Raw genomic sequence first — 24,501 nt, 5'->3', positions numbered from 1 at the left:
GTCGGTTTCTCAGGCGGATATCGGCCCGTCAGAGATAGGCCGCGTTGGTCCAGCCGAGATTCTTCGTCCTGACGACACGCCGTTTCAGGCTGCGGCCCAGGCTGTTGTATTTGCTGTGGAACCAGCCCGTTCCCTTTTCCAGTTCCTTCGGCGTCATCTGCTTGGGTTGGAACACTGCCTGGGTGCCGTCGTAGGCAGACCAGTCGCGGGTCAGGATCCGGTGTTCGGATTCCAGTTGCTGGTACAGGTCGGTTCCCGGGTAGGGGGTGACGATCACGGCATGGCAGACGTCGAGTTCCACCTCGTCGACGTAGTCGAGGGTCTCTTCGAAGATGCTCGAGTCGTGCTGGTCGAACCCGAACAGCATCGCCGAGTCGACCGCGATGTTGTACTCGTGCAGCTTGCGGATGTAATCCCGGGTCCGATCGATCCGGATAAAGCCTTTGCCGGCGGCCTTGAGGGCCTGCTGGGACGGGGTTTCGATACCGGAAAGCAGCCAGATCAAGCCGCTTTCGGCCGCGGCTTCGACGATCTCGTCATGCTCGGCAATATTGATGGTGGCTTCGGCGCTCCAGTAGATATTCAGCGGTTTCAGCGCCTTGAATAGCTCCAGCGCGTAATCACGGTCGGCGATCAGGTTGTCGGCGTGGAGTTCGAAGTACTGAAGCCCGGAGGCACGGATCTCGTCGATCACCTGCCCGACCGGCCGGTTGCGCATCGTCGGGAAGAACTTGTGCACGGTGCAGTAGCTGCATTTGAACTTGCAACCGCGGGACACGATGATCGAACTGGTATCCCGATACGGGGACAGGTCGATCTGCCCGTGGGGGTAGGGTGTAAGCCGGTTCAGGTCGGTCTGCTCGGCCTGCTGATAGCGGGGCTGGAGCTGGCCACTGTAGTGGTCTTCCAGCAACAGGGGCCAGAGCTGCTCGGATTCGCCGATCATCACCGCATCGCCATGCTGCAGCGCCTCGTCCGGCAGAAAGCTGGCATGCAGGCCGCCGAACACCACGGTGGTGCCCCGGTCTCGGAAATAATCGGCCAGCTCGTAGCCGCGCAGCGCGTCCGGGGTCGACATAAAGATCGCCACCAGATCGGCGACCTGACTCTTGTCGACCGGCCCCTGGGAGGTCTCGTCATGGACGTCCACCTCGACCCAGTCGGGTATCGCCACCGCCGACGACCAGATGCTTTGCGGCGGCGTGCCCAGGTAGGCCTTGTAGTCCTTGAAGGCGCTGTTGGCCGAGGCTTTGATCAGTAAGGCTTTCATTGGATCGACTCCTTGGCGCGGCGATGGCTGGCATCGGCACCGGTTTTTGGCTCCCAGCCCGGCGGCTTGAACAGGTAGCCGAGCCACTGTCCCAGTCCCTGGGCACGTCCCAGATCGCGGAACAGTTTGGGAAACTCGTGAAATTGCACCTTAATCGGGTTCTTGCTGTTCATCGGGGTGGCCAGACCGTAGGTGGGCAGCTGGCGCTCGGCCTGGAAGGTGCCGAACAGCCGATCCCAGATGATCAGGATGCCGCCGAAGTTCTTGTCGATATAGGCCGGATCGGAGCCGTGGTGAACCCGGTGGTGAGACGGGGTGTTGAAGAACCACTCCAACGGACCGAGGCGGCCGATCATCTCGTTGTGAATCCAGAACTGGTAGGCCAGTACCAGGATTTCGGCGGCGAATACCAGCACCGGGTTGAAGCCCATCAGCACCAGCGGTAGGTGAAACAGGAACGACGGGATCGGGTCGAACAGGCTGAACCGGAACGCGGTGGCGGTGTTCATCATGCTGGAGCTGTGGTGCACCGAGTGGGCCAGCCAGAACAGCCGAATCCGGTGCACGGCGTAGTGCTCGATGTAGTAGGCCAGGTCGGCCAGAAGCAGCACCAGCAGGCCGGTGTAGCCGTTGGTCGGGATCTTCCACGGGATCAGCTCGTAGATCATGAAGTAGAGGTAGACCCCGCCACCGAAAATCACGATTTCGGCCAGGTAGTAGGGGATCTGGGTCAGCACGCTGGAACCGGTTTCCAGCAACCGTTCTCCGCTGAAACGGCCGGTTACCAGGTCGTTGAGCAGCTCCAGCGCCAGAAACAGCAGCGCGAAGATCAGCACCCAGTCGTAGACCGAAAAAGAGATCGTCTCGAAGTACACCAGCCAGTCTTGTTCCGTCATGATCCGCTCCTTTATTTCAACGCCAAAAAGGCGGTTTGGCCGAGAATATTGTCGTGACTATCGAGCAGGTAGCGCTCGTAGTCGGCGTCGAATTTCAATCGCAGCTGGTAGCTCGGATCGGCCCAGCGGTCGAGTACATAGCCGCCGTCGAATGCCAGGTAGTTGCCGGCGTCGATAGCGACGGATTCAAGCCCCACGGGCAGTTGGCGCATCGGCGGTGTCGGGTATCCGAGGGTCATCCGGACCTGATTGCCGGCCGCATCGAAGTGGTGGTAGACCGCATAGACCAGCTTGGGGTCATCGGCCCCGAGGCGCTTGGCGATATCCTGTTTGGCGAAGCGCTTCCAGTGGCGTTCGATCTGGATCGGCAGGTCACCGTCCAAGTCCAGGGTGATGCCGATCCCGGCAATGCTCTGGCCCGGCTTGTACAGGCCCCGATCAATAGCTTGAGCGGCAACCGCCTGCCAGCTTTCGGCCGGTGCGGTGGTGATCTCGGCGTTGTTCGCGTCGTAGTCGATGAAGTCGCCATTGTCGGCGTAGGGCAGCAGTAGCCAACCGATAAAACCGAACATGCCCAGGATGCTGATCAGATACAGAAACCAGACCAGCGGGTTACGCTTGGGGAGTGCCATCAATCCATCTCCTACCAGTAAAAACAGGACACTGCGACCAGGGTCCACAACAACAGAGTCATCCAGTAACCCAGGGGTTCGTGGGCGCGGCGGTATTCACGATGCAGCCAGACCGAACCGCTGAACAGGTCCCATGCCACCCACAGCAGTAGCGCAATTCCCAGGTAATAAGTCCAAGGCATGGTTAGTCTCCGGTAGGGGGATCGAGTTGGTTGACCAGTAACTGCGCCGCCAGTCGGGCCGGCTCACGGTAGTGGTGGCTTTGCTGCAGCGGCGACAGCGAGTCGAGATTGAAGTAGAGCGAGATCAGTCCAAACGCCACCGCTTCCAGACGCGGCTTGTCGGCGTTGGGGTACTGTTTCAGCAGCAGGGCTTCGATGTCGCGGCTGAAGCCGGTCATCCACTGCTGCATCATCGCCTTGAGTTGAGGGTTGTTGCCGGCAGCGAAGGTCAGGGCGGCGATCACCAGTACAAATTCCGGATCGCTGGACTCGGCATCGAACAGGTTGTCGAGCAGGGCCGGAATTGGTCGCTGTTCGGGCAGGTAGTCGAGCAGAGCGGTCCACTGCAGATCGGATTGCTGGATCACCCGGTCCGCCAGCTGTTGCACCAGATCATCCCGATTACCGGCAAAATGACGAACCAGGCTGCGCTGCAGCCCCGAGGTTTCGGCGATTCGCTCCAGGGTGCTTCCTTCCAAGCCGTAACGGGCCACACAGCTGTGGAACGCCTGCAGGATCTGCTCGAGGCGTTCGGCCTTTTTACTGGGTCTCCCCATGGTCAAAGCTCCTTAGTGATACGAAGGATTAAGTTGTCAGTTTGGATAATTTATATTGTGATGTTTATTTTGTCAAACATGACAAAATAAAAGTATTGTGAAGTCAGAATGGCGTTGACCGAGCAGGCTGGACGGCAGGGGGGCTTCACCCGGCGAGTATCGGATCCCTGCGGGATGCTACAAGGGTGGTGGTTGGGGGCGTTACGGGAGCCGAGCTTAGTTCAGAAAATAAGCGGCGATGCGAGCCAGGTTGATCTCGTCGCAGTGGTCGAACAGGGCTGGGGTATCGGAATCGATATCCAGCACCGCGATCAGTTCGCCATGGCGATCGAGGATCGGCGCCACCAGTTCGGATCGGGTCGAGCTGGCGCAGGCGATATGGTCGGCTTCGGCATCCACGTCGGGGATGTTCAGCAGTTTCATTTGTCGGGCACAGCGACCGCAGATACCGCGATCGAAATCGATGGTCAGGCAGCCATGACCGCCCTGATAGGGACCGATCTTGAGGGTGCGGTTGCCGACGTTGCGGTAGAAGCCGACCCAGTTGAACGACTCGAACTGATGGTAGAGTTCGCAGCTGATCGTTGCCATCAGAGCGATCGGATCGGACTCGCCGTCGCAGAGGGCATCCAGGCGTTGAAACAGTTGATCGTATTGCTGCTGCTTGTCGGTTGTCATCGGCTAAGGGAGACCTTGAGTGGGATCGGTTGGTGGCTAACGCCGGGCTGCAGATAGTAGACAGAAATCCGACCCAGTCCAAGAGCGGTCGGACCGACGCCGGGTCGGCCCGGTCAACTTACTCGGCCGTGCCGACTTGTTCCGTCGCCTGGCCGGTCAGATCACGGATCGAGATATGGGCGGGATTGGCCCGGGCCAGATACATCTCCTCGTCGGCCAGCCGAATCAGATCATGGAAGTCATAGCCGGTGCGGCTGTTGCTGATAATGCCGCCGAAGGTGAGGCCGAAGCCCAGCTCCATTATTTCATCCGACAGCTTTCCGAGGGTGGATTTGCGGATCCGTTCGCAGATCAGGAACAGGTCTTCGGTGCTGGTATCCAAGGCGGCAAAAACGAATTCATCGTCTTCGTAGCGGCAGGAGATATCGGTATTACGCAGCTCCTGCTGGATGCTTTGGGCGGTCAGGCGAAGAACGTCGTCGCCGGCGTGGCTGCCGATCAGCTCCCGAACCTGGACGTAGCGGTTCAGGTCCAGATAGACCACCGACAGATTGCGATTGTCGCGCTTGGAGATATTCATGATCAGTTCCAGCGATTGCTCGAACAGATAGCGGTTGCTCAGCAGCGTCAGCGGGTCGGTACAGGCGGTTTTCATCATCTCCTTTCTATCCAGCGCCAGACTGGCGACATGGGTGGCGGTCTCCAGAATCTCCAGCTCATAGTCTTCCGGCTCGGCGATCACGGGGGAGAAGATGGAGAAGGTACCCAACACGCGGTCATTCTTGGAGATGATCGGCATTGACCAGCACGAGCGCAGTTGAGCACGGATCAAGACGTCGAGAAAGGGCTCCCAATTGGGATCGGTGAAGGTATCCGAGACGATGCATTTATCGCGAGAGTAGGCCGCAGCGCCGCAGCTGCTGGCGTTGGGGCCGATCGGGGTGCCTTCGATTCCTTCACTGTAGAAATCAGGCAGCTTGGTCTTGGCGTCGGAGCTGTGCAGGGTCTGACTCTGGTTATCGACCATCAGAATAGAGCCGACCTTATTCGGAAACAGTTCCTCAATAATGCCGGTCAACTGTTCGATCACCTGAGCATCGGAATGGTAGGCAGCCAGATTCTTCAGAACCTGGTGAAACTTCCGATGTGCAAGGGTCAGTGTTTTTAAATGCTCGTATTCGATGACTTCATCCATGGGCCAGACAACGCTTCCTTGAGTGGTTGCCTAATTTTAGTACAACTCACCGGTCAGCCCCAGCATCGACTGCCCGACTGCGCCACAAAGCTGGGGCGGCTAGGGATTGAAGAGGACGATGGCGCTGTTTTCCTGGGGAATTAATGGCTGCGGATATCGACGGAGCCGGGATCGACTCCGTCGGTTACGCACGAAGAGTTCCGAACATCGCCTCAAGCGCTGGTCTTAAAACTGCTGGTCAGATGGCGCAGATGTTCCGACAGCTCGGCCAACGACTCGCTGGAGGTTGCCACTTGATCGGCGGCGGTGGAGCATTCCTGGCTGATGTCATTGATCCGGATGACATTGGTATTGATCTCCTCGGTCACCGACGACTGCTGCTCGGCGGCGCTGGCGATCTGGGTGGTCATCTCGTCGATCTGACCGACCCCACCGACAATCTGATCCAATGCCTGGTCGGCCAGTTGAGCCTTCTCTACCACGCCGATCGCAACCTGATGACTCTGAGCCATCGCATCGGCGGCGTTTTCGGCACCGTCTTGCAGGCTGGCGATCACCTGTTGGATCTCACCGGTGGACTGGGCGGTGCGCTGAGCCAGGGTTCGCACCTCGTCGGCGACCACGGCGAACCCGCGTCCCTGCTCTCCGGCCCGGGCCGCTTCGATCGCCGCGTTCAAGGCCAGCAGGTTGGTCTGATCGGCGATATTGTTGATCACTTCCAGAATCGAGGCGATGTTGGCGCTCTCCTCCTTCAGGTGGGAGGTCAGACTGCCGGACTGCTCCAGCTGCATCGCCAGTTCGTTGACTGCTTCCACCGCTTCGCGCACCTGAACTTTACCCCGGGACGCAGCGCCGGATGCCGCGTGGGTGGCTTGGGCGGTGTTTTCGGTGTTGTGAGCCACGTCGTGCACGGTGGCCGACATCTCGTTGACGGCGGTGGCAACCAGCTCGGTTTGCTGGTGCTGTTCCTGCATACCGGCTTGGGTTTGGGCGGTGGCTGCCGAAAGCTCGGTGGCGGAGGCGGAGACCTGTTGGGCGGAGTGGTTCACGTCGGTGATGATGTGGTCAAAGCTGTCGAGCATCTCATTGAACGCTTCCGACATCTGCCCCACTTCGTCACGGCTATGATAATCGCTGCGCAGGCTCAAATCGTGACTCTCAGAGGCACGGGTCATCAGTTCTTTGAGATCGACCAGCGGTTGGGCAATCGTTCTTGCCAGTACCAAGCCCATGGTGATCGCGATACTCAGGATGATCAGCAGGCTGATGATGGAGGTCTGGACGCTGTGGGAAAACTCAGTCTCGATATCGTCGGTGTAGACCCCGGTGGCGACAATCCAATCCCAGTTCGGGTAATGGCGGGCGTAGGAGAGCTTGGGAACCGGGGTGCTGCTGCCGGTACGGGGGAACAGGTACTCGACAAAGGTATCGCCGCTGCTGGTGGCACCGCGCACCATCTCCTGCATGATCAGGACCCCATCGGCATCTTTGAGGTCAGACAGGTTCTTGCCGATCAGTCTGGAATCGGGGTGGCTTAAGATGACGGATCTTGTGTCGGAGACCATGAAATAATCATTGTCACCATAGCGTAGGGTGCTGACCAGCTCTTTGGCGATCGTTTGCGCCTGTTCGGTTGAGATGTCGGTTCGGGCTGCCTGTTGTTCGATCAGCGAAAAAGCCGTGTCGGCCAGATCGATTAGATCCACCTGTTTGGCGCGATTCAATAGTTGCCATTGGTTGTTTAGGTTGAGGGCCTCGATGACCAGCAGTGCGAGGGTCATCAAGGAGACTAAAAAGAGGATTTTCTGTCGGGTTTTAAAATGCTTAAGCAGGTTAGTCATTGTTTTCCTCCATTGAAAACAGGGCTCATCCTTGACGGCATACTGACTAGGGAACTTGTGCGCAGGTTCCTTAGCATTCGAGCGATGGGTCGCCCATCTATTGGTTGTTATCAGATTTCCTAATCAAGCGTTGCTAATTTAGCTCTTCGGCAGCCATAGAGAGTATGACGCACATCAGCATATTGTTTGATGTTTAATCCCCAATTGATATTTGGACGAGCCGCGCCTTGGTTGGCAACGCTGATTAGCAGCGGATGTTGCCGATGCCCATGCTTAAACCGTCGATCCCGATTAAGGCTGGGGCAACAAACGGGCCTGCCAAGTCAGTGGTAGCGGCGTAGATCGGATAACAGAGCTTGGTCAGTCACAAGCGATAAGGCAGGCGAAGAAGGGCAGGCGGTAGAAGAGGATGGTGGTAAAAAAGCAACGGGGCCAGCGGCCCCGTTGTGATGGCTAGGATCGATCCGCCTTCGACTCAGGCGCTGGTTTTAAAGCTGCTGGTCAGATGGCGTAGATTTTCTGACAGCTCGGCCAATGACTCGCTGGAGGCTGCTACCTGATCGGCAGCCGTGGCGCATTCGGTGCTGACGTCGTTGATGCGGCTGACATTGCTGTTGATCTCCTCGGTAACCGCAGACTGCTGTTCCGCGGCACTGGCGATCTGGGTGGTCATGTCGTCGATCTGGGTGACCCCGTCGACGATCTGATTCAGCGCTTCATCGGCCTGCTTGGCCTTGTCGACCACCCCGATGGCGATCTGGTGACTCTGGGCCATGGCATCGGCGGCATTTTCGGCGCCATTCTGCAGGCTGGTAATCACATCCTGGATCTCACCGGTGGACTGGGCGGTTCGCTGAGCCAGGGTGCGGACTTCGTCGGCGACCACGGCAAAGCCTCGACCCTGTTCCCCGGCTCGAGCGGCTTCGATGGCGGCGTTCAGCGCCAGCAGGTTGGTCTGTTCGGCGATGGTGTTGATCACCTCCAGAATCGAGGCGATGTTGGCGCTCTCTTCCTTCAGATGGGAAGTCAGGGTGCCGGACTGTTCCAGCTGCATCGCCAGCTCATTGACCGCATCGACCGCTTCGCGAACCTGTACTTTGCCCTGTGAGGCGGCGCCGGAAGCGGCGTGGGTCGCCTGTGCCGTGTTTTCGGTGTTGTTGGCAACATCGTGAACCGTGGCCGACATCTCGTTGACGGCGGCGGCGACCAGCTCGGTCTGCTGCCGTTGCTCCTGCATGCCGGCCTGGGTCTGGGTGGTGGCGGCGGACAGTTCGGTGGCCGAGGTTGAGACCTGTTGGGCGGCGTTGTTCACGTCGTCGATGATGTGGTCAAAACTGCCAAGCATCTCGTTGAACGCCTCCGACATCTGTCCCACTTCGTCGCGGCTCTGATAGCTGCTGCGCAGGCTCAGATCATGGCTCTCGGAAGCTTTGGCCATCAGTTCTTTGAGCTCGACCAACGGCTGGGCAATGGTTCTCGCCATGATCAGGCCGATGGTGACGGCGATAGTCAGGATAACCAGAAGACTGATGATGGCGGCCTGAAGGCTCTGGGCAAACTCGGCTTCGATATCGTCGGTGTAAACCCCAGTGGCAACGACCCAATTCCACTTCGGGTAATAACGGGCGTAGGAAAGCTTCGGAATCGGGGTGGTGCTGCCGGCGCGGGGGAACAGGTACTCGACAAAGGTTTCGCCATTGCTGCTGGCGCCGCTGCTCATCTCGCTAAACAGGCGGACCCCTTCGGAATCTTTGGTGTTGGAGAGGTTCTTTCCGTTCAGCTCCGGTTTGGTGGGATGCATCACCATATTGGCGGCGCTGTCGAGAATAAAGAAGTAGTCGTTGTCGCCGTAGCGCAGCGTGTTGATCTGCTCTTTGGCGATGGTCTGGGCTTGCTCGACCGGGATGTCGGTGCGTGCAGCCTGCTTCTCGATCAGTGCGAAGGTGGTATCGGTTAGATCGATCAGTTCAACCTGCTTGGCGCGATTCAATGCCCGCCATTGGTTGTTCAGGTTGAGTGCTTCGATGGTTAATAGGGCCAGTATCATCAGCGATACCAGCAGCATGATTTTTTGGCGGGTTTTGAGCAACTTCAGTAAATTGGCCATGGTTCCCTCCATGATTGGTGATTACTGTATTCGACCAAGGTCTAAAGTTATCAAATAAAAGTGACAATTTGTCACTTTTTGGCCCGGTTTGATCGAAGTATTGATCTAAAACAAAGCCGGTTTTTAGATTTTTTTTGCACCAATTTGAGAAGTTACAAATGTCATCTGCTATGCAGATGAATGGCCTGTCAAAGTGGCTTTAAACAGTACATTTTTTGGCCGGTCAAAGATCCGTATCAACGCCTTGCCAGAGATCCACAACCCCGATTCACCCAGGGATTGTTGTTGCCCTGGATTCTGGTGATGCGATCGTTACGACGACATTCCCAGTCGGTGACCGGATGCTGCCGGTCCCAGCTCTGCATCAAGCGGGTTTGCGATTTGGAAAGACGAAGAGCGTACTGATCGCGCATATAGAGGTAGGTCCGGGCAATGGCACCACGGCTGTGGAGCGGCGGTTCGGCAACCCGTTGCTTGAAGTCGATTTTGATCTCACAGGCTCCGTAATTGCCACGGTCGGTGTCTAGCAAGTTGAAGCGGAAGTTGGAGCGGTCACCGTTTACCTCGCCGATGGCCGGCACCAGGTTATGCAGATCGGCCTCCATCTTGCGGAATTCCGGGTCCTTCTTGCAGTTCTTACGTCCACCCTGCTGCCAGCACTGGCGTTGATGACCGAAGTGGTAGGCCGGCATCAGGTGCTCCCACTCGATCCGATTCGCCCGTCGAGGTTGTTTTCGAACCTGATAGCCGCAGCTGGCCAGATCGGGTTTGAGCTTCTTTCCCTGTTTCTCTATTGCACAGCCGCAGTAAAAGCTGACCGGTTGATCGGCGTATATCTGGGCGGCGAGTCGCTTGGCTTTGGCGAAGCTGGAAGGATGCTCGGCGGCGTTGAGGGTAACAGGAACGAAGATTGCGATGATCAGTGAGAACAGCAGGGGTGATCGCACGGCGTAGGGCTCCAGGAACGGTTATAGCTGAACGCCGCGCAATAAAAAGCCCCGCATCGGCGAGGCTGATTGGGAAGATCGACCGTATTAGTCCGATCGGCTTCCGCTGGCGGCGATGTACGCTGACTGTCCCTGTCGCGGCGCCATGGTAAGGCGTCGATGGAGCAGGGGCAAGCGGATACGCCGCCGTGGAATCGGTGCGATTACTGTGCGGCGACGACCGACAGTTCGACCAGGATTTCCGGGCGAGCCATGCGGGCTTCAACGCAGGCACGAGCCGGCTTGGGGATATCGGAAACCCACTCATCCCAGACCACGTTCATGGCGGCGAAATCTTTGATGTCGCGGATGTAGATGGTGGTGGACAGGATCTTGTCACGGCTGCTGCCGGCCTCTTCCAGCAGCGCCTCAACCTTGGCCAGGCACTGACGCGTCTGCTCGGCGATGTCCCAGTTGGCGTCACCGGCGGTCTGGCCGCACAGGTAGACGGTGCCGTTGTGTTTGACGATTTTGCTCATGCGCTCGGTAGAGCCAATACGTTCGATAGACATGCTCTGTGGTACTCCTGATTGTCGATTGCGGCGCGTGGCCGACGGGGTTCGATAAGCAAATGAATTGGTAAGAATCGGGGCATTCATGATGGATTCCGGGGGCTTGATTAAAGCACTTTACGCTCGAACCGGTCGACCCGGAATGGGGTCAGATCGAAACGGCTTTCGTTGCCGGTGATCAGGCCGGCCATGATCTCGCCGACGATCGGCCCCAACTGGAAACCGTGGGCCGAGAAACCAAATGCATGCCAGGCATTGGCGGCGTTGACCGCGGCGCCGAGCACCGGCAGGTTGTCGGGCAGATAGGCCTCCAGCCCGGCCCACATGCGGTTGACCGAGGCGGTCTTCATGATCGGGAAAAACTCGGTGGCGTTGCGGGCGCCGGCGGCCAGCTTGGCGTAGTCGAGCCGGGTGCGGTTGTTGTCCCGGTCGGCAAACCCCTTGGCGCCGCCACCGATCAGCACGGTGCCGTTCTCAAACTGTTTGAACGACAGCGGGCGGCTGACGGCGCCGACCACCGGAGTGGCGAAATGCGGCATTCGGGTGGTGATCATCAGCATCGGTGCGCTGTAGGACATCGGCACATTGTCACCGATCATCACCGAAACCTTGTCGGCCCAGGCACCGGCGCAGTTGAGCAGGCGACCGGCTTCGAAGCGGCCCTGATTGGTTTCCACCAGCCAGGAACCGCCGACCTGACGCAGGCTCTGAACCTGACAACCTTCGACGAAACGGGCACCGAGACGGACTGCGGCATGGCGGAACGCGTTGGTGCTCTGGTACGGGATGGCGTAGCCGTCCTGCTCGGAGACCACGCCGCCGACACAGTGCTCGGCAACCTGCGGCAGGCGTTCACGCAGCTCCCGCTGATCGAGGATCTGCTCGTGGAAAAATCCCAGTTCGTGCATCTGCTGCTGCCGGGTCTGCAGGGTCTGCATATCGGCCTCATCGGCGGCGATATTGATCAGCGAACGGCGACGGAAGCCGGTGTCGGCGTCGAGTTCATCATCCAGCTGCTGCCAGCGCTGCATCGACGCCTTGCTCAGCGGCACTTCGGCGACATGACGACCCAGCAGGCGGACACCGCCGGCGTTGACGCCGGAGGCGTGGCGTGAGACCCAGTCCTTCTCCAGCACCGTGACGCTGACCCCTTGCTTGGCCAGGTGATAGGCGGTGGAGCAGCCCTGGATGCCGCCGCCGATAATCAGTACCTCGGGTTTCATCGGCTCGGCTCCTGAATGCTGACGGCGGCACTATCGGTTTGGGTGGGTTCGACACGGCTGAAGCGACCCAGCTCGGTCAGATTCAGCAGTCGCATCGGCGAGCGCAGTCGGTAGTAGCCGACCTCGTCGACCCGCTCACCACGCCAGCTGGCCAGCAGTTCGCTGATGGTATGGCCGCACTGACGACCCTGGCAGGGCCCCATGCCGCAGCGGCTCATCATCTTCAGCTCGTTGGGGCCGCGGGCGCCGCGCTCGAATTCGGTGCGCAATTGGCCCAGGTTTCGCTCTTCGCAGCGACAGACCACGGTCTCTGCCTTTTCCGGAATCCGGTGCTGCTCTATGGGTTGGTAGAGCCGGTCGATAAAGCGGCGGAAGCGGTTCAGGCTGGCCAGTTGCTTCTGATCACTCTGGGCACGCTGATCGCGCTCATCGAGGCTGATCATCGCTAATCGTGCCAGTTGATTGAGGGCTACCAGTCGACCCATGCGTTCGGCACCGTCGGCGCCGACGATACCGCTGCTGTCACCGGCCACCGAGATCGAGGCGATCGAACTCTGGCCCCAGCTGTCGAGGCTGGGTTTCCAACACAGCTGCTGCTCGCACCAGTGGTGCTTGAGGTTCAGCGAGCGGGTCATATTCAGGTTCGGGATCACACCCTGATGCAGGAACAGGTGTTCGCAGTTGATCTGTTCGGAGCCCTTGTCGTTGAGCCAGCGCAGTCCGCTGACACGCTCGTCGCCGATCACTTCCAGATCGCGGGCAAAGCGGTGAACCGGAACCCCGGCTTGACGGATTTCGTTCAGCAGCCCCAGCCCTTTGACCAGCATCGCGGGTTGGGACAGCAGGTCCAGGCCCTGGCCCATGGCGGCTAGATAATTCGCCTTCGGGGTCGTGTCGACCAGGGCTTTGACTTTTACGCCCAGGCGCAGGTACTGGGCCACGATTAGGTACAGCAGCGGGCCGCTGCCGGCGAACACGGCGTTGTCCTGAACCAGCGCATCGGACTTGAGCATCACCTGGGCGCTGCCGGCGGACATCACCCCGGGCAGGTGCCAGCCGGGGATCGGGAACGGGCGCTCCATGGCGCCGCAGCCGACCATCAGTTCACGGGCGGTCAGGCTGTGGGTCTGCTCCTGTTGGGAGAACAACACCTCGCCGTTATCGCCGACATGCCAGACGGTGGCGCCGTAGCGTTTCTCGGCATCGCACTGCTCGAAGGCGTCGACCAGCTCGGCGCCGCGAAGGTAATCGGGGCCCAATTGCTCCGGATTCGTTAACGGGCTGGCGCTGACATTACGGTAGATCTGGCCGCCGGCACGGGGCTTATCATCCAGCACCACGACTCGGGCGCCGGCTTGGCTGGCCGTGATGGCTGCCGACATGCCGGCCGGACCGGCACCGATGATGGCGATATCGTAGCTGTTCATGGCTTCAAATTTCCGTGGCCAGGTCATCGACCTGGGGTTGTGACTGTCCCTGCGCTTGGGCAGAGGACTGTTGTGCCGTCGGTGGCTGATGCTCGCTGTTTGGGGCTTCAGCCTGGGACTGTTCGGTAATCTGTTGACGGTTGATCTGCATGCCCGGCTGAACGCGCACCAGGCAGGCCTGGCGATTGGGCATTCCGTCGATCTCGACCAGGCATTCGAAGCAGACACCCATGGCACAGTAGGCGGAGCGGGGCTGTTCGGTCACCGGGGCGATGCGGGTGGTGGTCTGGTCGCTCAATGCCATGGCAGCCCAGACCGAGATACCGGCCGGTACCCGTTGACGCTGGCCGTTGATGGACAGCTCGATCGGTTCATTGGTGTCGGAGGCGAGGGAGCGAAACATGATCACAATCCAGACAATTCGGTTGAGTGGTTGAGATGGCTGCCGAGCGCCGAAATGGTGATCGAGTGCTCGGCAGCGGGTCAGTCAGGGAGCCGGGGCCCCCTGACTTGACGACCTAAGCGGGAGACTTAGTTGGCGATCTTGTCGAGGATGCCCTGGCCCCATTCGGCGCCGATGTCTTCGAGGATCTGCGGCCAAACTTCAGCACGAACCTTCTTGGCGGCAGCCGCCAGCTCTTCGTCGCTCAGCTTAACGATGGTGGCACCGTAGTCGGCCAGCTTCTGCTCGTAGTCGCTCTGGTCGGCTTCGGCACGCTCCCAGCGCTTGGCTTCGAACGTCTTGGCGGCTTTCTGCAGCGCGTCACGGTCTTCGCTGTCCATGTCGGCCAGGGTTTCGGAGTTGATCAGCATGTACCAGGCTTCGAAGTGGGTGTTGACCGGCACGTAGGTCTTGGTGACGTCGCGGAAGGAGGCGTAGTAACCCTCGGCACCGGAACCGATGACTCCGTCAACCACACCGGTCTGTACCGCGGTGAAGGCTTCGGAGAACGGAATCGGCGAGCTGATGTAACCCAGGGAATCGGAGGTCAGCTGGAAGCTCTTGATGCCCGGTACCCGGACCTTGATGCCTTTCTCGACGTTGGCATCGCCCGGAGAAACGGCGTCACGGTTCAGTGCGACACCACCGAAGTAAACCGGGTAGGCCGCCAGCATGGTGATGTCCTGCTTGGCGTACAGCTCTTTCATCGCTTCGTAGATCGCACCGCCCGGACCGTAAGCCACTTTGGCTTCTTTCCAGTTAGCGGCAACGTACGGGAAGTAGGTGATCTGCATCTGGCGAGAGGCAGCAGTCGCAGCCGGCTGAACCGCCATGTCGACGGCACCAACGGAGATGCGCTCTTGAACGGTGGTGTAGTCGCCCAGTGCGCTGGCGGCGAAGATCTTGACCTTCACATCGCCTTCGGTGGCTTTCTCAACGTCGGAGGCGAACACTTTCAGTTCCTGATCAACGATCGCGCCTTGCGGACGGATGTGGCTGATCTTCAGGGTCGCGGCTTCAACCGCACCGCCGATCAGCAGTCCGGTCATCATCGCGGCGCTTAGCGGCTTTTTCAGGAAAGAGCTGGAAAGAAACGACTTTTTCATAGGTTTATCCTCATTATTGGTTGTCGTTGTTGTCTTTCTGTTGGGGCTTGCGGCAAGCCGCTTGCCCCGGTACTGCGATAGCAATTCAGTGTGTTGGGTGATCCGTTGCTCAGTAGCCGAAGAAACGCGGCAGGCCGAGTGACAGGTCGTCCCAGAAGGAGGTCAGGAACACCACCGGCAGGTAACCGGTCAGAATCAGGATCATCGCCGGCTTGATCACCTTGGTGACCTTGACCTTGCCGATCCGGGCACCCAGGTACAGGATCGAGGCGTACGGCGGAGTCACCCCGCCCATGGCGGTGTTGACGCCCATGATGGCGGCGAACTGGACCGGGCTGACGCCGATCGCTTCCATCAGCGGCAGCAGCAGCGGCGCGATCAGGATGATGGCGGTGACGTCGTTGACCACCATGCCGACCAGGAACAGCAGCACGTTGATCAGGATCAGCAGCAGGGTTTTGTTTTCGGTGATCGAGAAGATCGCTTCGACCAGCTGTTGCGGGATGCTCTCGAGTACGAACATCTGCGACAGGATCATCGAGAACAGGATCATCAGCATGATCGCGCCAACGGAGGTGGAGGCCTCTTTACCGGCACCGAAGAAGGTTTTCCAATCCAGACCCTTGTAGATCAGGAAGCCCACCGGGATGGCGTAGATCACGGCCACGGCAGCGGCTTCAGTCGGGGTCATGATGCCGCCGTAGATACCGCCGAGGATGATCACCGGCATCAGCAGCGCCGGGGTCGCCTTGAAGCCGCGACGACCTACCTCTTCGATAAAGTCGGCACCCTTGGGACGCTCTTCCAGCACCAGGTTGAACTTGCGTGCCATCCAGACATTGACCACCGAGAAGTTGGCCATGATCAGCAGGCCCGGACCCAGGGTGGCCAGGAAGCAGGCCAGGATCGAGGTGTCGGTGACCCAGCCGTAGACGATCATGGTCACACTCGGCGGAATCAGCAGACCCAGCAGCGAAGCGTTGGCGATCAGCGCGGTGGCGTATTCACGGGGATAACCCTGCTTCTCCATCTCAGGAATCAGCAGCGGACCGATCGCCGCAACCCCGGTGAGACCAGAGCCGGAGATTGCGCCGATCAGCGCGCAACTGACAGTGGCGACAACACCCAGACCGCCGCGCAGGTGGCCGACGAAGATGTTGACGAAACGGAGCAGGCTGGCGGCTATCCCGCTGACACTCATGATGGTGCCGGCCAGGACGAACAGCGGAATCGCCAGCAATACCGGGTTACCCAGCTGTTGGAAGCCCCACAGCATGTTGCCCTTCATGATCACATCGCCAAGGAAGTACATCACCATCAGGCCGCCGCCGAAGCAGTAGGGCAACGGCACGCCCAGGGTCAGCAGGATGACCAGCACGGCCACCGCGATCAGTGCAATCTCAACCATGATGGGACTCCTTGGATGCAAACAGGCTGCGCAGATGGCCAAACAGGTGGTAAGCGGTGTAGAGCATCATCAGCACCATGCCGATCAACAGCGCCACATCGACATAGAACGTCGGGATGTACAGGGTTGGGCTCTCTTTCCAGACCCGCCAGGAGTACTTGGTGAAGTCCCAGGCCCAGTAGGTCAGCCAGCAGCCGACGATCAGGCTCAGGATCTCGCCAAGGGTCGCCAGCAGAATGGCCTGACGCTCGGTGCTGAGGAAGATCTCCAGCACGTTGGCACGGATATGGGTGTTTTCACGGGAGGCGTTGACGGCGCCCAGGACGTAGAGCCACAGGGTTGGATAGAGCAGGCTCTCTTCGAGCCCCATCACCGGTACTTCGAGGACGTAGCGGGTGATGACTTGGACAAATTGCCCACCGGCGACCAGGCAGATCAGCCCGGTTAGCAGCAGGCTGGCAAATCGATTCATCGATGTTTCCTCAACTGGCTGTCTTGTTGTTGTGTTGAGGACAGGTTCCGCTCGTCAGGCTATAAAATCAAAATGATAATATTGATATCTGTATCAGTTTTTTCTATGGTCTATTAAATCAACCATGATTATCAGAGGGTTATATGCACCTCAGTATTCGGCAATTGCAGGCATTTCGGGAAGTGATGCGCACCGGTTCGATCTCCGAAGCGGCCCGGGCATTGAATCGGACCCAGCCGGCGGTCAGCGCGATGATCGCCGGATTGGAAGAAGAGTTGGGCCTGGCCCTGTTCGAGCGACAGCGTGGCCGATTGATCAAGGTACCCGAGGCCTACTATTTCCTCGATGAGACCGAGGCGATTCTGGAGCGGCTGGCCCAATCGACTCGCACCATGCAGGAGATCGGCAACCTGAAAGAGGGGCGGTTGCGGATCGCCTGTATGCCGGCTTCGTCCCAGTTCATGATGCCGCGGCTGGTGGCCGACTTCGTACGAGAAAAGCCCAAGGTGAAGGTGTCGCTGATGATGCGCGCTTCCAGCGTGATCGAGGAGTGGGTCACCTCGCAGCAGTACGATCTTGGCCTGGCGGAAACCCCGGCGCCGAACCGGGCGCTGGCGGTGGAAACCTTCGAACTGCGCTGTGTCTGTGCGGTGCGGGCCGATGATCCGTTAGCGGAAAAAGCCCGCCTCGAACCGCAGGACCTGTCCGGACTGCCGTTGGCCACCCTGCAGCAGGATCACCCCAACCTGATCGCCACCAAGGACGCCTTCAGCGCCGCCGGGGCCGACTTCAACCAGCGCTTCGAGCTGCGAAACTTCCAGCCGGCGCTGAAACTGGTGGAAGAACGACTCTGTTACTGCATCTGCGACCCGATGACCGCGGCCAGTTACTATGACTACCAGGGCAGCAACCGCACCCTGGTATTCAAACCCTTTGACCCGGAGGTGGTGCTGTCGGTGTCGATTCTGCAACCGGCCCACCGTCCCGCGTCGAGGCTGGGGGCGGCCTTTGTCGAACTGCTGCGCGACGAGATCGAGCGGATCAACCGGATGTTTGAGTCATGATCTGATCGAAAGGAGGAATGATCGTTGCCGGATGATGATGGCAGTGTCTCGCAGTGAGAATTCTTGTCTTATCGGCCCTGGCTGTTTGTTGCCGATTTGGGCTTCTGCTAGGGTTGCGTGAGGAAAGGATTTCTACGCACTGATCACCACGGAGGGTTATCTCATGCCGTTTTCATCTTTGAATACCGCAGGGCGAGTATTCTCTGCCTTAACTTTTGCACTGCTGGCGTTCTGTGTCAGCCCTAGTGCCCAAGCGTTATCGGAGTCCGAACAGCGTGTTTTTCTCCAGAAAGTCGCGCAGGGCGATATGGCATCGGTGCGTGAGCTGGTTGAAACCATACCCTCTTCCAAAATCAACTTCCCGATTACCCGATCAGGCGGCACGCTGTTGCATGCGTTGTTGCAACGGAGCCGACGGCTTGAAACCGAGCCCTTGCTGCAGGCGATGGATCTGTTGTTAGCCCAAGGTGTCGATATCAATCGTCGGGATGACAACAACAGGACGGCGGTTTTCTATCTGGTAGACCATGCCAACGGCCGAACATTGATTAAAAGCATGGAAGAACGTGGGGCAAGGCTGGATGGGAAAGACGGTCGGGGAAAGTCACTTCTGCATGTCTTCGCCGCCAGCGGTAATCTGGAGGTCGTCGACTATCTTCTCGACAGAAGGGCTCCCTTGGAAGCCAAAGATGCGGATGGAAAAACCCCTTTGGCGGAAGCCGTTCGCCTAGGTCAGCGTGACACCGTCGAACGGCTCATCTCGGCGGGAGCCGATATCACTACCCGTGATCGTCAGGGGAATGGACTGCTGTTGCAGGCGGCAAATGCCAAGAATATTCAGATAGCTGACTTCCTGTTGGATCGGGGGTTACCGATCAATCAGCAAAATAACCGGGGTGATACGGCGTTGTCGCGGTTTGCATCAACGCGCAAGTGGACCGCAGTTCGTTTGCTGATCGAGCGCGGGGCTGATGCCAATGTTCCCTTCAATAATGATCTAACCGTGGCCCAACTGATTGCGACCTCTCCTCAGTTGGGACTCGAAGATCTGCTTGAGGGCAAGAAGGTGGATATCAATAGACCCGGAAGGTCGGGATACACGCCGATGTTTCAAGCAATTCGGGCAGTGGATCTGAAGCAGATAGATCGGCTGCTGGCACTTGGAGCGGATGTGAATATGTTGGATTCCAAAGGGACCGCCCCAATGCTGGTGCTGGCTGAACGAAACCCCAATAAGTACCCAGACTACGCAGAGGTTGTTCAACGGGTGCTGAAAGAGGGGGCAGAAATTAACGTATTAACTGATGGCTCGAATCAGAACGCAGTTCTATTGGCGGCAAGGCGGGGATATGAGGAGGGTGTCGAGATCTTGCTGGAGAATGGTGCTGACATCAATTTTGGTCAGCAGCGCAGCAAGAGGCAAACGGATTTGCTGACCGCTCTGATCCGTCAAGGTAAGGACAGTTTGGCGCTGTTGTTCGTCAGACATGACGCACGGTTGGATTATGATAACAGGATCTTCTGGCACACGTTGCAAGACCTGGCTCAACGAGTCGAACAAGAGGAAGAGCGGGGTCAGACCGGTGTGGCGACGGAACTCTTCGTTGCGCTGTTTGATCGTAAACCCACCGTTAACCTCAACGCCGTTAATCGCCATATGATCCAGGAAGTACGAAAAAAGCTGGATGACTCGGACTCGATCAATGTCTTGAACAGCCTGGTGAAAGTCACCTATCTGAATGAGTCACAGCCCAGCAGAGAGGTGTCGAATCGTTACGAGAAGATCGAAGTCCCTAAGATCACCGTGCCTTCACGGCAGTATTCGCCCGACTCACAACTGCATGTCGTCGGAGTTTATGAAGGGAAGTCCAAGTCGAAAGACGATGGCCGTCCCTGGTGGGCCAAGTGTCCAGATCAAAGCCCTAAAGGGATGCAGCAGTGTCATCGGAAGATGACGTCTCAACACCCGGAGAGAACCGTCGATATTACGCTGTCGGTTAAGGATTCACCGGTGGTGTTGGCGTTGATGGCTTATGAACCGACCCTTTGGAGGATCAAGAATTCGGGCAGTGTGAAAATCGATGGCGTCATCCTTGCCGGTTTTCATGGCCAACGAGTGCAAGGGCTGCAACAGGGAGTTCCGGTGGACGTCTTCACCAGTAAGCCCTCGAACTGCGGTGACTGTCAGGTAGGCGGTGGGGCTTTCTACGCCTACAAGCGTAACTCCAGAGAGTTCAATAACAGCCTGTATCGGTTGAAAACCATCACCGGCCTGACACCGACAAGCTTCCAGGGGCGTTACAGCGGCGAACGTTTTACCATCCTGAGTCGCTAAGGCTTCGAAAAGGCTGATATGACCGGTTATGGGCTTCGGTTGTTTCAGGGGTGACGCTCGAAATCGAATCGCAATAAAGCCCTTTACCTGGACCCGTAACGAAACAGTCCGTCACTCTGTGCCGCCAGGGTGGCCAGTTGTTGTCGAAGTTCTGTGGTAAAGGCGGTGGCCATCCGGGATTTGGAGCGGGTGGCCGGGAAGATTACCGCGAAGTTGAACGGTACCGCCGGGGCGAAGGGTTTTACCACCAGCCCACGCTGGGCGTAGTTGATCGCGGTGGCCGGATCCACCAGCGAGACCCCGCCGCCATCCAGGACGAAGGCGCAAGCGACGTGGGAGACCTGGGTGTCGAACATCAGCTGGCGTTTGACCCCGGCGCGCTCGAACACCTCGTCCACCTTGTAGCGCACACTCTGCTCGGTTCCGAGCGACACGAACATCTCCCCCTCCAGATCCTCCGGCACGATGACGGCCTTATCCACCAGGCGATGGTTGGGCGGCAGGATACAGAGCAGCTCACTGTCGGCCAGGGTTTCCACCTCGATCGCCGGATCCGACACCTTGATCGCCGAGATCCCGATATCGAAGTGCTGGGTGGCGATCCAGTCGGCCACCTGCTGCGAGCTACGCACCTGCAGGGTGACCTGAATCCCCGGGTATTTCTGCATGAACCGGTGCACCACCTTGGGCATGAAGTCCTGGGCCAGGGCGGGCATGCAGACGATCCGCAGGGTGCCGCGGTGGAAGTGACGCAGCTCCTCGGCGGTTCGCGACAGTTTCTCGATCCCAACGAACGATTTCTCCACCTCCTCGAACAGAATCATCGCCTCGGGGGTCGGCACCAGCCGCTTCTTGTGCCGCTCAAACAGACTCACCCCGACACTTTCCTCGAAATCGGCCAGCAGCCGGCTGATCGCTGGTTGCGAGACATAGAGGATGTCGGCCGCACCGGTGGTGGTTCCGGCAATCATCACCGCGCGAAAGGCTTCCACCTGACGAAAGCTGAGCCGGGCCATGGTTGTTCTCCTGCTGTGTCTGAATCATTGTCATATAACACTATGTTATCAAGTGTCGAAAATAAACGATTTGATGTTATTTGGTCGCTATTTGACCATATCTCCCACTGGATCGGCTGCCGATCCGTCGATCCCCTCCAACATTAAAGAGACAAAAAAATGGAGAGAATCTTCCGTTATGTCCTGGCGTTACTGATCAGCACCGTAGCTGGTTTTCAGTTCGTCCAGGTCATCACTCGCTACGTGTTCGAGACCCCGGTGATGGGGCTGGAAGAGGTGGCGATGATTCCCACCCTGTGGCTCTACGCCCTGGGCGCGGTCAACGCGTCCCGTGAAGACACCCAGATCCGTGCCAACGTGCTGGAGATCTTCCTCAGCACCGAACGGGCCCGCCATATTCTGCTGGTGATCTCAGAAAGCCTGAGCCTGGTGATCTCGCTGTGGCTGACCTCCTGGGCCTGGGACTACCTGCGTTACGCCATCCGCGTCGGCAAGGAGACCCCCACTCTGTATCTGCCCACGCTGATCTACGAGTCGGCGCTGTTCCTGGCATTGGCGGCGATGAGCCTGTACGTGGGCTGGCACCTGATCGGCCATATCCGGGCCCTTTGTCGAGGCGGCAAAGAACTGGATACCCCGATCGATCACGAGCATCCCCACACCAGCGAACTAGACGAATTCCAGATTCTGGAGCCCCAGGAGGACAAGACCCATGGTTGAGATCGCACTGCTTGCCTTCTTGGTACTGATCTTTCTGTTGAGCCTCGGCGTGCCGCTGCCGTTCTGCTTCGGCGCCGGCCTGATGGTGATGACCCTGGTCGGGGACGCCACCATGAAGGGCATGATGCTGTGGGGCTTTGGTCAGCTGACCAACCCGGTGCTGCTGGCGATCCCGCTGTTCGTGTTCGCCGGTACCATCATGAGCGTCAGTGGCATCGCCGCCAGTCTGCTCAAATTCGTGAATGTCTTCGTCGGCCGTATCCGCGGTGGCCTCGGGGTGGTGGCGTCGGTCAGCTGCGCCATTATTGGCGCGATCTCCGGCTCCGGCCTGACCGGTATCGCGGCCATCGGCCCGCTGTTGATCCCGGAGATGGAGCGCAAGGGTTACCCCCGTGCCTACGCCACCGCGCTGATCGCCAACTCGTCGATCCTGGGGCTGCTGATTCCGCCCAGTGTGACGATGATCGTCTACGGCTGGGTCACCGAGACGTCGATCCTGGCCAGCTTCCTGGCCACCCTCGGGCCGGGGCTGCTGATCATGTTCAACTTTGCGGTGGTCAACCTGGTGATGGCGCGCAAGTTTGACCTGGTGCTCGACGAGCCGGTCGCGTTCGGTGAAATGATCAAACAGGCCGGCAGCAACACCGTGCATGCGGTCCCGGCGCTGCTGATGCCGGTCATCATTCTCGGCGGTATCTACGGCGGCGTGATGACCCCCACCGAAGCGGCCGCTGTGGCGGTGATCTACGCCCTGCCGGTGGGCTTCATGATCTACAAGGGCCTGACCTGGCAGTCGTTCCTGGAGTCCGGCAAGGAGTCGGCCACTGCGGTGGGTGCGATTCTGATCATGATCCTGTTCAGCCTGATGCTGAGCCAGATCTTCGTGATGGAAGACATTCCCCAGGCGCTGGTGGAGGCGATCTTCGAGATCACCGAAAACAAGACTCTGCTGTTGCTGCTGGTGACCCTGTTCCTGTTCCTGATCGGCATGGTGGTTAACGACATCACCGCCATCATCCTGACCGCACCGCTGCTGATGCCGTTGATGGAAGCGCTCGGGGTCAGCCCGATCCAGTTCGCCGCCATCATGGGGGTGACCACGGCGATGGGCGGGGTGACGCCGCCGTACGCCAGCATCCTCTACCTGGGCGCCCGTATCGGTAACGTCAAATTCACCGAAATCATCAAGCCGGCCATGGTGCTGCTGCTGTTCGGCTACCTGCCGGTGGTGGCGCTGGTGCTGATCTGGCCCGAGCTGTCCGAATTTATTCCCCAGATGCTGGGTTATTAAACGCAAGACCGAACCTTTCCTCCGGGAACTGTAAAACAATAAAGGAGAACATCATGCGTAATACGCTGACCAAGAAACTCGCCCTGACGCTTTCGCTGACATTGGGAGCCATTACCGCTGCCGAAGCCGCCACCCTGAAGATCAGCCATGTTCGCCCGCAGGGAGCGATCATTGATCAGGAGATCAATGCGTTTGCCAGTGAGGTTAAGCAGGCCACCGATGGTGGCTTGAAAGTCAAGATCTACGCGGCCAGTGCGTTGGGGGATTACACCTCGGTGCAGGAGCGTATCTCTGTCGGTGCCGTGGACATGGCGGTACAACCGGCGGCTGCCGCCGCTGACCGTAAGATGCAGATCAGCTCTTTCCCCTACATTGCCGAGAACTGGGAGCAGGCGCGCAAGATCTACGGCCCCGGTGGTGCCATCTACGATGCGATGAAGAAGCTGTACGCCAAGCAGGACATCACCATGCTGGCGGCCTACCCGGTCTACTTCGGCGGTATCGCGCTGAACCGTGATGCCGTGTCTCCGGGTGATGTCGACGTCAAGAAAGGGATCAAGGTCCGGGTACCGGGTATCAAGAGCTTCCAGCTCACCGGTGACTCGTTGGGCTACATCAGCTCGCCGATTCCGTTCTCCGAAGCCTTTACCGCGGTTCAGACCGGTGTGGTCGACGGGGTGATCGGCTCCGGTGCCGAGGGCTACTACGCCTCGTTCCGCGATGTGACCAAGACCTACCTGCCGGTCAACACTCACTTCGAGGTCTGGTACATGATCATCAACTCCGAAACCCTGGCCGACCTGGATGCCGACGAGCGCGACACGCTGCAGAAGGCCGCGCTGGCGTTTGAGGCCAAGCGTTGGGAGCGGGCCGAATCCGATCAGGCCGCTTACGAGCAGAAGCTGGCCGATAACGGCGCCACCATCGTTCGCCTGAGCGATGCCGAACTGGCCGCCGCAGCCAAGAAGGTTCGTGCCGAAGTCTGGCCGCAGATTCTGGAAGATGTGGGTGCCAGCTGGGGCCAGAGCATCCTGGACCAGGCTGCCAACTAATCCTGCCTGAGGTCGCTGGGCTGTCGGTTGCTGCCGCTGCGACGGTAGCG

The 24,501-nt window shown here is 58.9% G+C and carries 23 protein-coding genes; 5 read left to right on the top strand and 18 right to left on the bottom strand.

What is annotated here, in order from left to right:
- Nucleotides 1-28: 28 nt before the first annotated feature.
- From ACO05M_RS01865 to ACO05M_RS01785, 17 genes are all read right to left on the bottom strand, one after another.
- Entirely contained in the window at nt 29-1,270 is a 1,242-nt protein-coding gene (locus ACO05M_RS01865; RefSeq protein ID WP_421867041.1) for a B12-binding domain-containing radical SAM protein, read from the bottom strand.
- On the bottom strand, nt 1,267-2,166 hold the full coding sequence (locus ACO05M_RS01860; RefSeq protein WP_421867039.1) for a sterol desaturase family protein: 900 nt from the start codon (nt 2,164-2,166) through the stop codon (nt 1,267-1,269). The genes ACO05M_RS01865 and ACO05M_RS01860 overlap by 4 nt, the downstream gene beginning before the upstream one ends.
- An 11-nt stretch (nt 2,167-2,177) precedes the next feature.
- Nucleotides 2,178-2,798: an effector binding domain-containing protein gene (locus ACO05M_RS01855; RefSeq protein ID WP_421867038.1), complete on the bottom strand. Its 621-nt coding sequence runs from the start codon at nt 2,796-2,798 to the stop codon at nt 2,178-2,180.
- Nucleotides 2,799-2,809: 11 nt separating this feature from the next.
- The gene (locus ACO05M_RS01850) at nt 2,810-2,980 is read right to left on the bottom strand and encodes a hypothetical protein (RefSeq protein ID WP_421867036.1); all 171 of its coding nucleotides are present in this window, start codon (nt 2,978-2,980) and stop codon (nt 2,810-2,812) included.
- Between the two features lie 2 nt (nt 2,981-2,982).
- Nucleotides 2,983-3,576 carry a TetR/AcrR family transcriptional regulator gene (locus ACO05M_RS01845; protein WP_421867034.1) on the bottom strand — a complete coding sequence of 198 codons (594 nt, stop codon included), beginning with the start codon at nt 3,574-3,576 and terminating at the stop codon, nt 2,983-2,985.
- A gap of 216 nt (nt 3,577-3,792) precedes the next feature.
- On the bottom strand, nt 3,793-4,254 hold the full coding sequence (locus ACO05M_RS01840) for a GAF domain-containing protein (protein WP_421867032.1): 462 nt from the start codon (nt 4,252-4,254) through the stop codon (nt 3,793-3,795).
- A gap of 118 nt (nt 4,255-4,372) precedes the next feature.
- A complete protein-coding gene (locus ACO05M_RS01835) occupies nt 4,373-5,449 on the bottom strand; it encodes a sensor domain-containing diguanylate cyclase (RefSeq protein WP_421867030.1) in 1,077 nt (358 codons plus the stop codon).
- Between the two features lie 212 nt (nt 5,450-5,661).
- A complete protein-coding gene (locus ACO05M_RS01830) occupies nt 5,662-7,230 on the bottom strand; it encodes a methyl-accepting chemotaxis protein (RefSeq protein ID WP_421867028.1) in 1,569 nt (522 codons plus the stop codon).
- A gap of 535 nt (nt 7,231-7,765) precedes the next feature.
- Nucleotides 7,766-9,397 carry a methyl-accepting chemotaxis protein gene (locus tag ACO05M_RS01825; protein WP_421867026.1) on the bottom strand — a complete coding sequence of 544 codons (1,632 nt, stop codon included), beginning with the start codon at nt 9,395-9,397 and terminating at the stop codon, nt 7,766-7,768.
- Between the two features lie 236 nt (nt 9,398-9,633).
- On the bottom strand, nt 9,634-10,344 hold the full coding sequence (locus tag ACO05M_RS01820) for an endonuclease (protein ID WP_421867025.1): 711 nt from the start codon (nt 10,342-10,344) through the stop codon (nt 9,634-9,636).
- A gap of 203 nt (nt 10,345-10,547) precedes the next feature.
- On the bottom strand, nt 10,548-10,895 hold the full coding sequence (locus tag ACO05M_RS01815; protein WP_421867023.1) for a RidA family protein: 348 nt from the start codon (nt 10,893-10,895) through the stop codon (nt 10,548-10,550).
- Between the two features lie 107 nt (nt 10,896-11,002).
- Complete coding sequence (locus tag ACO05M_RS01810) at nt 11,003-12,118, bottom strand: NAD(P)/FAD-dependent oxidoreductase (protein WP_421867022.1); 1,116 nt, start codon at nt 12,116-12,118, stop codon at nt 11,003-11,005.
- On the bottom strand, nt 12,115-13,545 hold the full coding sequence (locus tag ACO05M_RS01805; RefSeq protein ID WP_421867020.1) for an FAD-dependent oxidoreductase: 1,431 nt from the start codon (nt 13,543-13,545) through the stop codon (nt 12,115-12,117). The genes ACO05M_RS01810 and ACO05M_RS01805 overlap by 4 nt, the downstream gene beginning before the upstream one ends.
- A 4-nt stretch (nt 13,546-13,549) precedes the next feature.
- Nucleotides 13,550-13,948 (bottom strand): (2Fe-2S)-binding protein, encoded by a 399-nt coding sequence (locus ACO05M_RS01800; protein WP_421867018.1) that lies wholly within the window; start codon nt 13,946-13,948, stop codon nt 13,550-13,552.
- A 128-nt stretch (nt 13,949-14,076) separates the two neighbouring features.
- Nucleotides 14,077-15,093, bottom strand: coding sequence for a TRAP transporter substrate-binding protein DctP (dctP, locus tag ACO05M_RS01795; RefSeq protein WP_421867016.1), 1,017 nt, complete (start codon nt 15,091-15,093; stop codon nt 14,077-14,079).
- A gap of 109 nt (nt 15,094-15,202) precedes the next feature.
- The gene (locus ACO05M_RS01790) at nt 15,203-16,501 is read right to left on the bottom strand and encodes a TRAP transporter large permease (RefSeq protein WP_114696967.1); all 1,299 of its coding nucleotides are present in this window, start codon (nt 16,499-16,501) and stop codon (nt 15,203-15,205) included.
- Complete coding sequence (locus tag ACO05M_RS01785; protein ID WP_421867014.1) at nt 16,494-16,973, bottom strand: TRAP transporter small permease; 480 nt, start codon at nt 16,971-16,973, stop codon at nt 16,494-16,496. The genes ACO05M_RS01790 and ACO05M_RS01785 overlap by 8 nt, the downstream gene beginning before the upstream one ends.
- A 143-nt stretch (nt 16,974-17,116) precedes the next feature.
- Here ACO05M_RS01785 and ACO05M_RS01780 point away from each other — a divergent pair, with 143 nt between their 5' ends.
- Together ACO05M_RS01780 and ACO05M_RS01775 are read left to right on the top strand one after the other, a co-directional pair.
- The gene (locus ACO05M_RS01780) at nt 17,117-18,037 is read left to right on the top strand and encodes a LysR substrate-binding domain-containing protein (RefSeq protein WP_421867012.1); all 921 of its coding nucleotides are present in this window, start codon (nt 17,117-17,119) and stop codon (nt 18,035-18,037) included.
- Between the two features lie 163 nt (nt 18,038-18,200).
- Nucleotides 18,201-20,372, top strand: coding sequence for an ankyrin repeat domain-containing protein (locus tag ACO05M_RS01775; protein WP_421867010.1), 2,172 nt, complete (start codon nt 18,201-18,203; stop codon nt 20,370-20,372).
- Between the two features lie 83 nt (nt 20,373-20,455).
- Here ACO05M_RS01775 and ACO05M_RS01770 read toward each other — a convergent pair whose 3' ends face one another.
- Complete coding sequence (locus ACO05M_RS01770) at nt 20,456-21,388, bottom strand: LysR family transcriptional regulator (protein WP_421867008.1); 933 nt, start codon at nt 21,386-21,388, stop codon at nt 20,456-20,458.
- Between the two features lie 159 nt (nt 21,389-21,547).
- Between ACO05M_RS01770 and ACO05M_RS01765 the strand changes: the two genes are divergently transcribed.
- Genes ACO05M_RS01765 through dctP (ACO05M_RS01755) form a run of 3 tightly spaced genes read left to right on the top strand, consistent with a single transcriptional unit; the run spans nt 21,548 to nt 24,451 of the window.
- Nucleotides 21,548-22,108 (top strand): TRAP transporter small permease, encoded by a 561-nt coding sequence (locus ACO05M_RS01765; RefSeq protein WP_421867006.1) that lies wholly within the window; start codon nt 21,548-21,550, stop codon nt 22,106-22,108.
- The gene (locus ACO05M_RS01760) at nt 22,101-23,399 is read left to right on the top strand and encodes a TRAP transporter large permease (protein WP_114696972.1); all 1,299 of its coding nucleotides are present in this window, start codon (nt 22,101-22,103) and stop codon (nt 23,397-23,399) included. The genes ACO05M_RS01765 and ACO05M_RS01760 overlap by 8 nt, the downstream gene beginning before the upstream one ends.
- 53 nt (nt 23,400-23,452) lie before the next feature.
- On the top strand, nt 23,453-24,451 hold the full coding sequence (dctP, locus tag ACO05M_RS01755) for a TRAP transporter substrate-binding protein DctP (protein ID WP_421867004.1): 999 nt from the start codon (nt 23,453-23,455) through the stop codon (nt 24,449-24,451).
- Nucleotides 24,452-24,501 lie beyond the last annotated feature (50 nt).

This window comes from Motiliproteus sp., from assembly GCF_965230735.1.
GTDB lineage: Bacteria > Pseudomonadota > Gammaproteobacteria > Pseudomonadales > Balneatricaceae > Motiliproteus.
The sequence above is the reverse complement of the archived record's forward strand: the minus strand, read 5'-3'. Positions and strand labels throughout refer to the sequence as shown.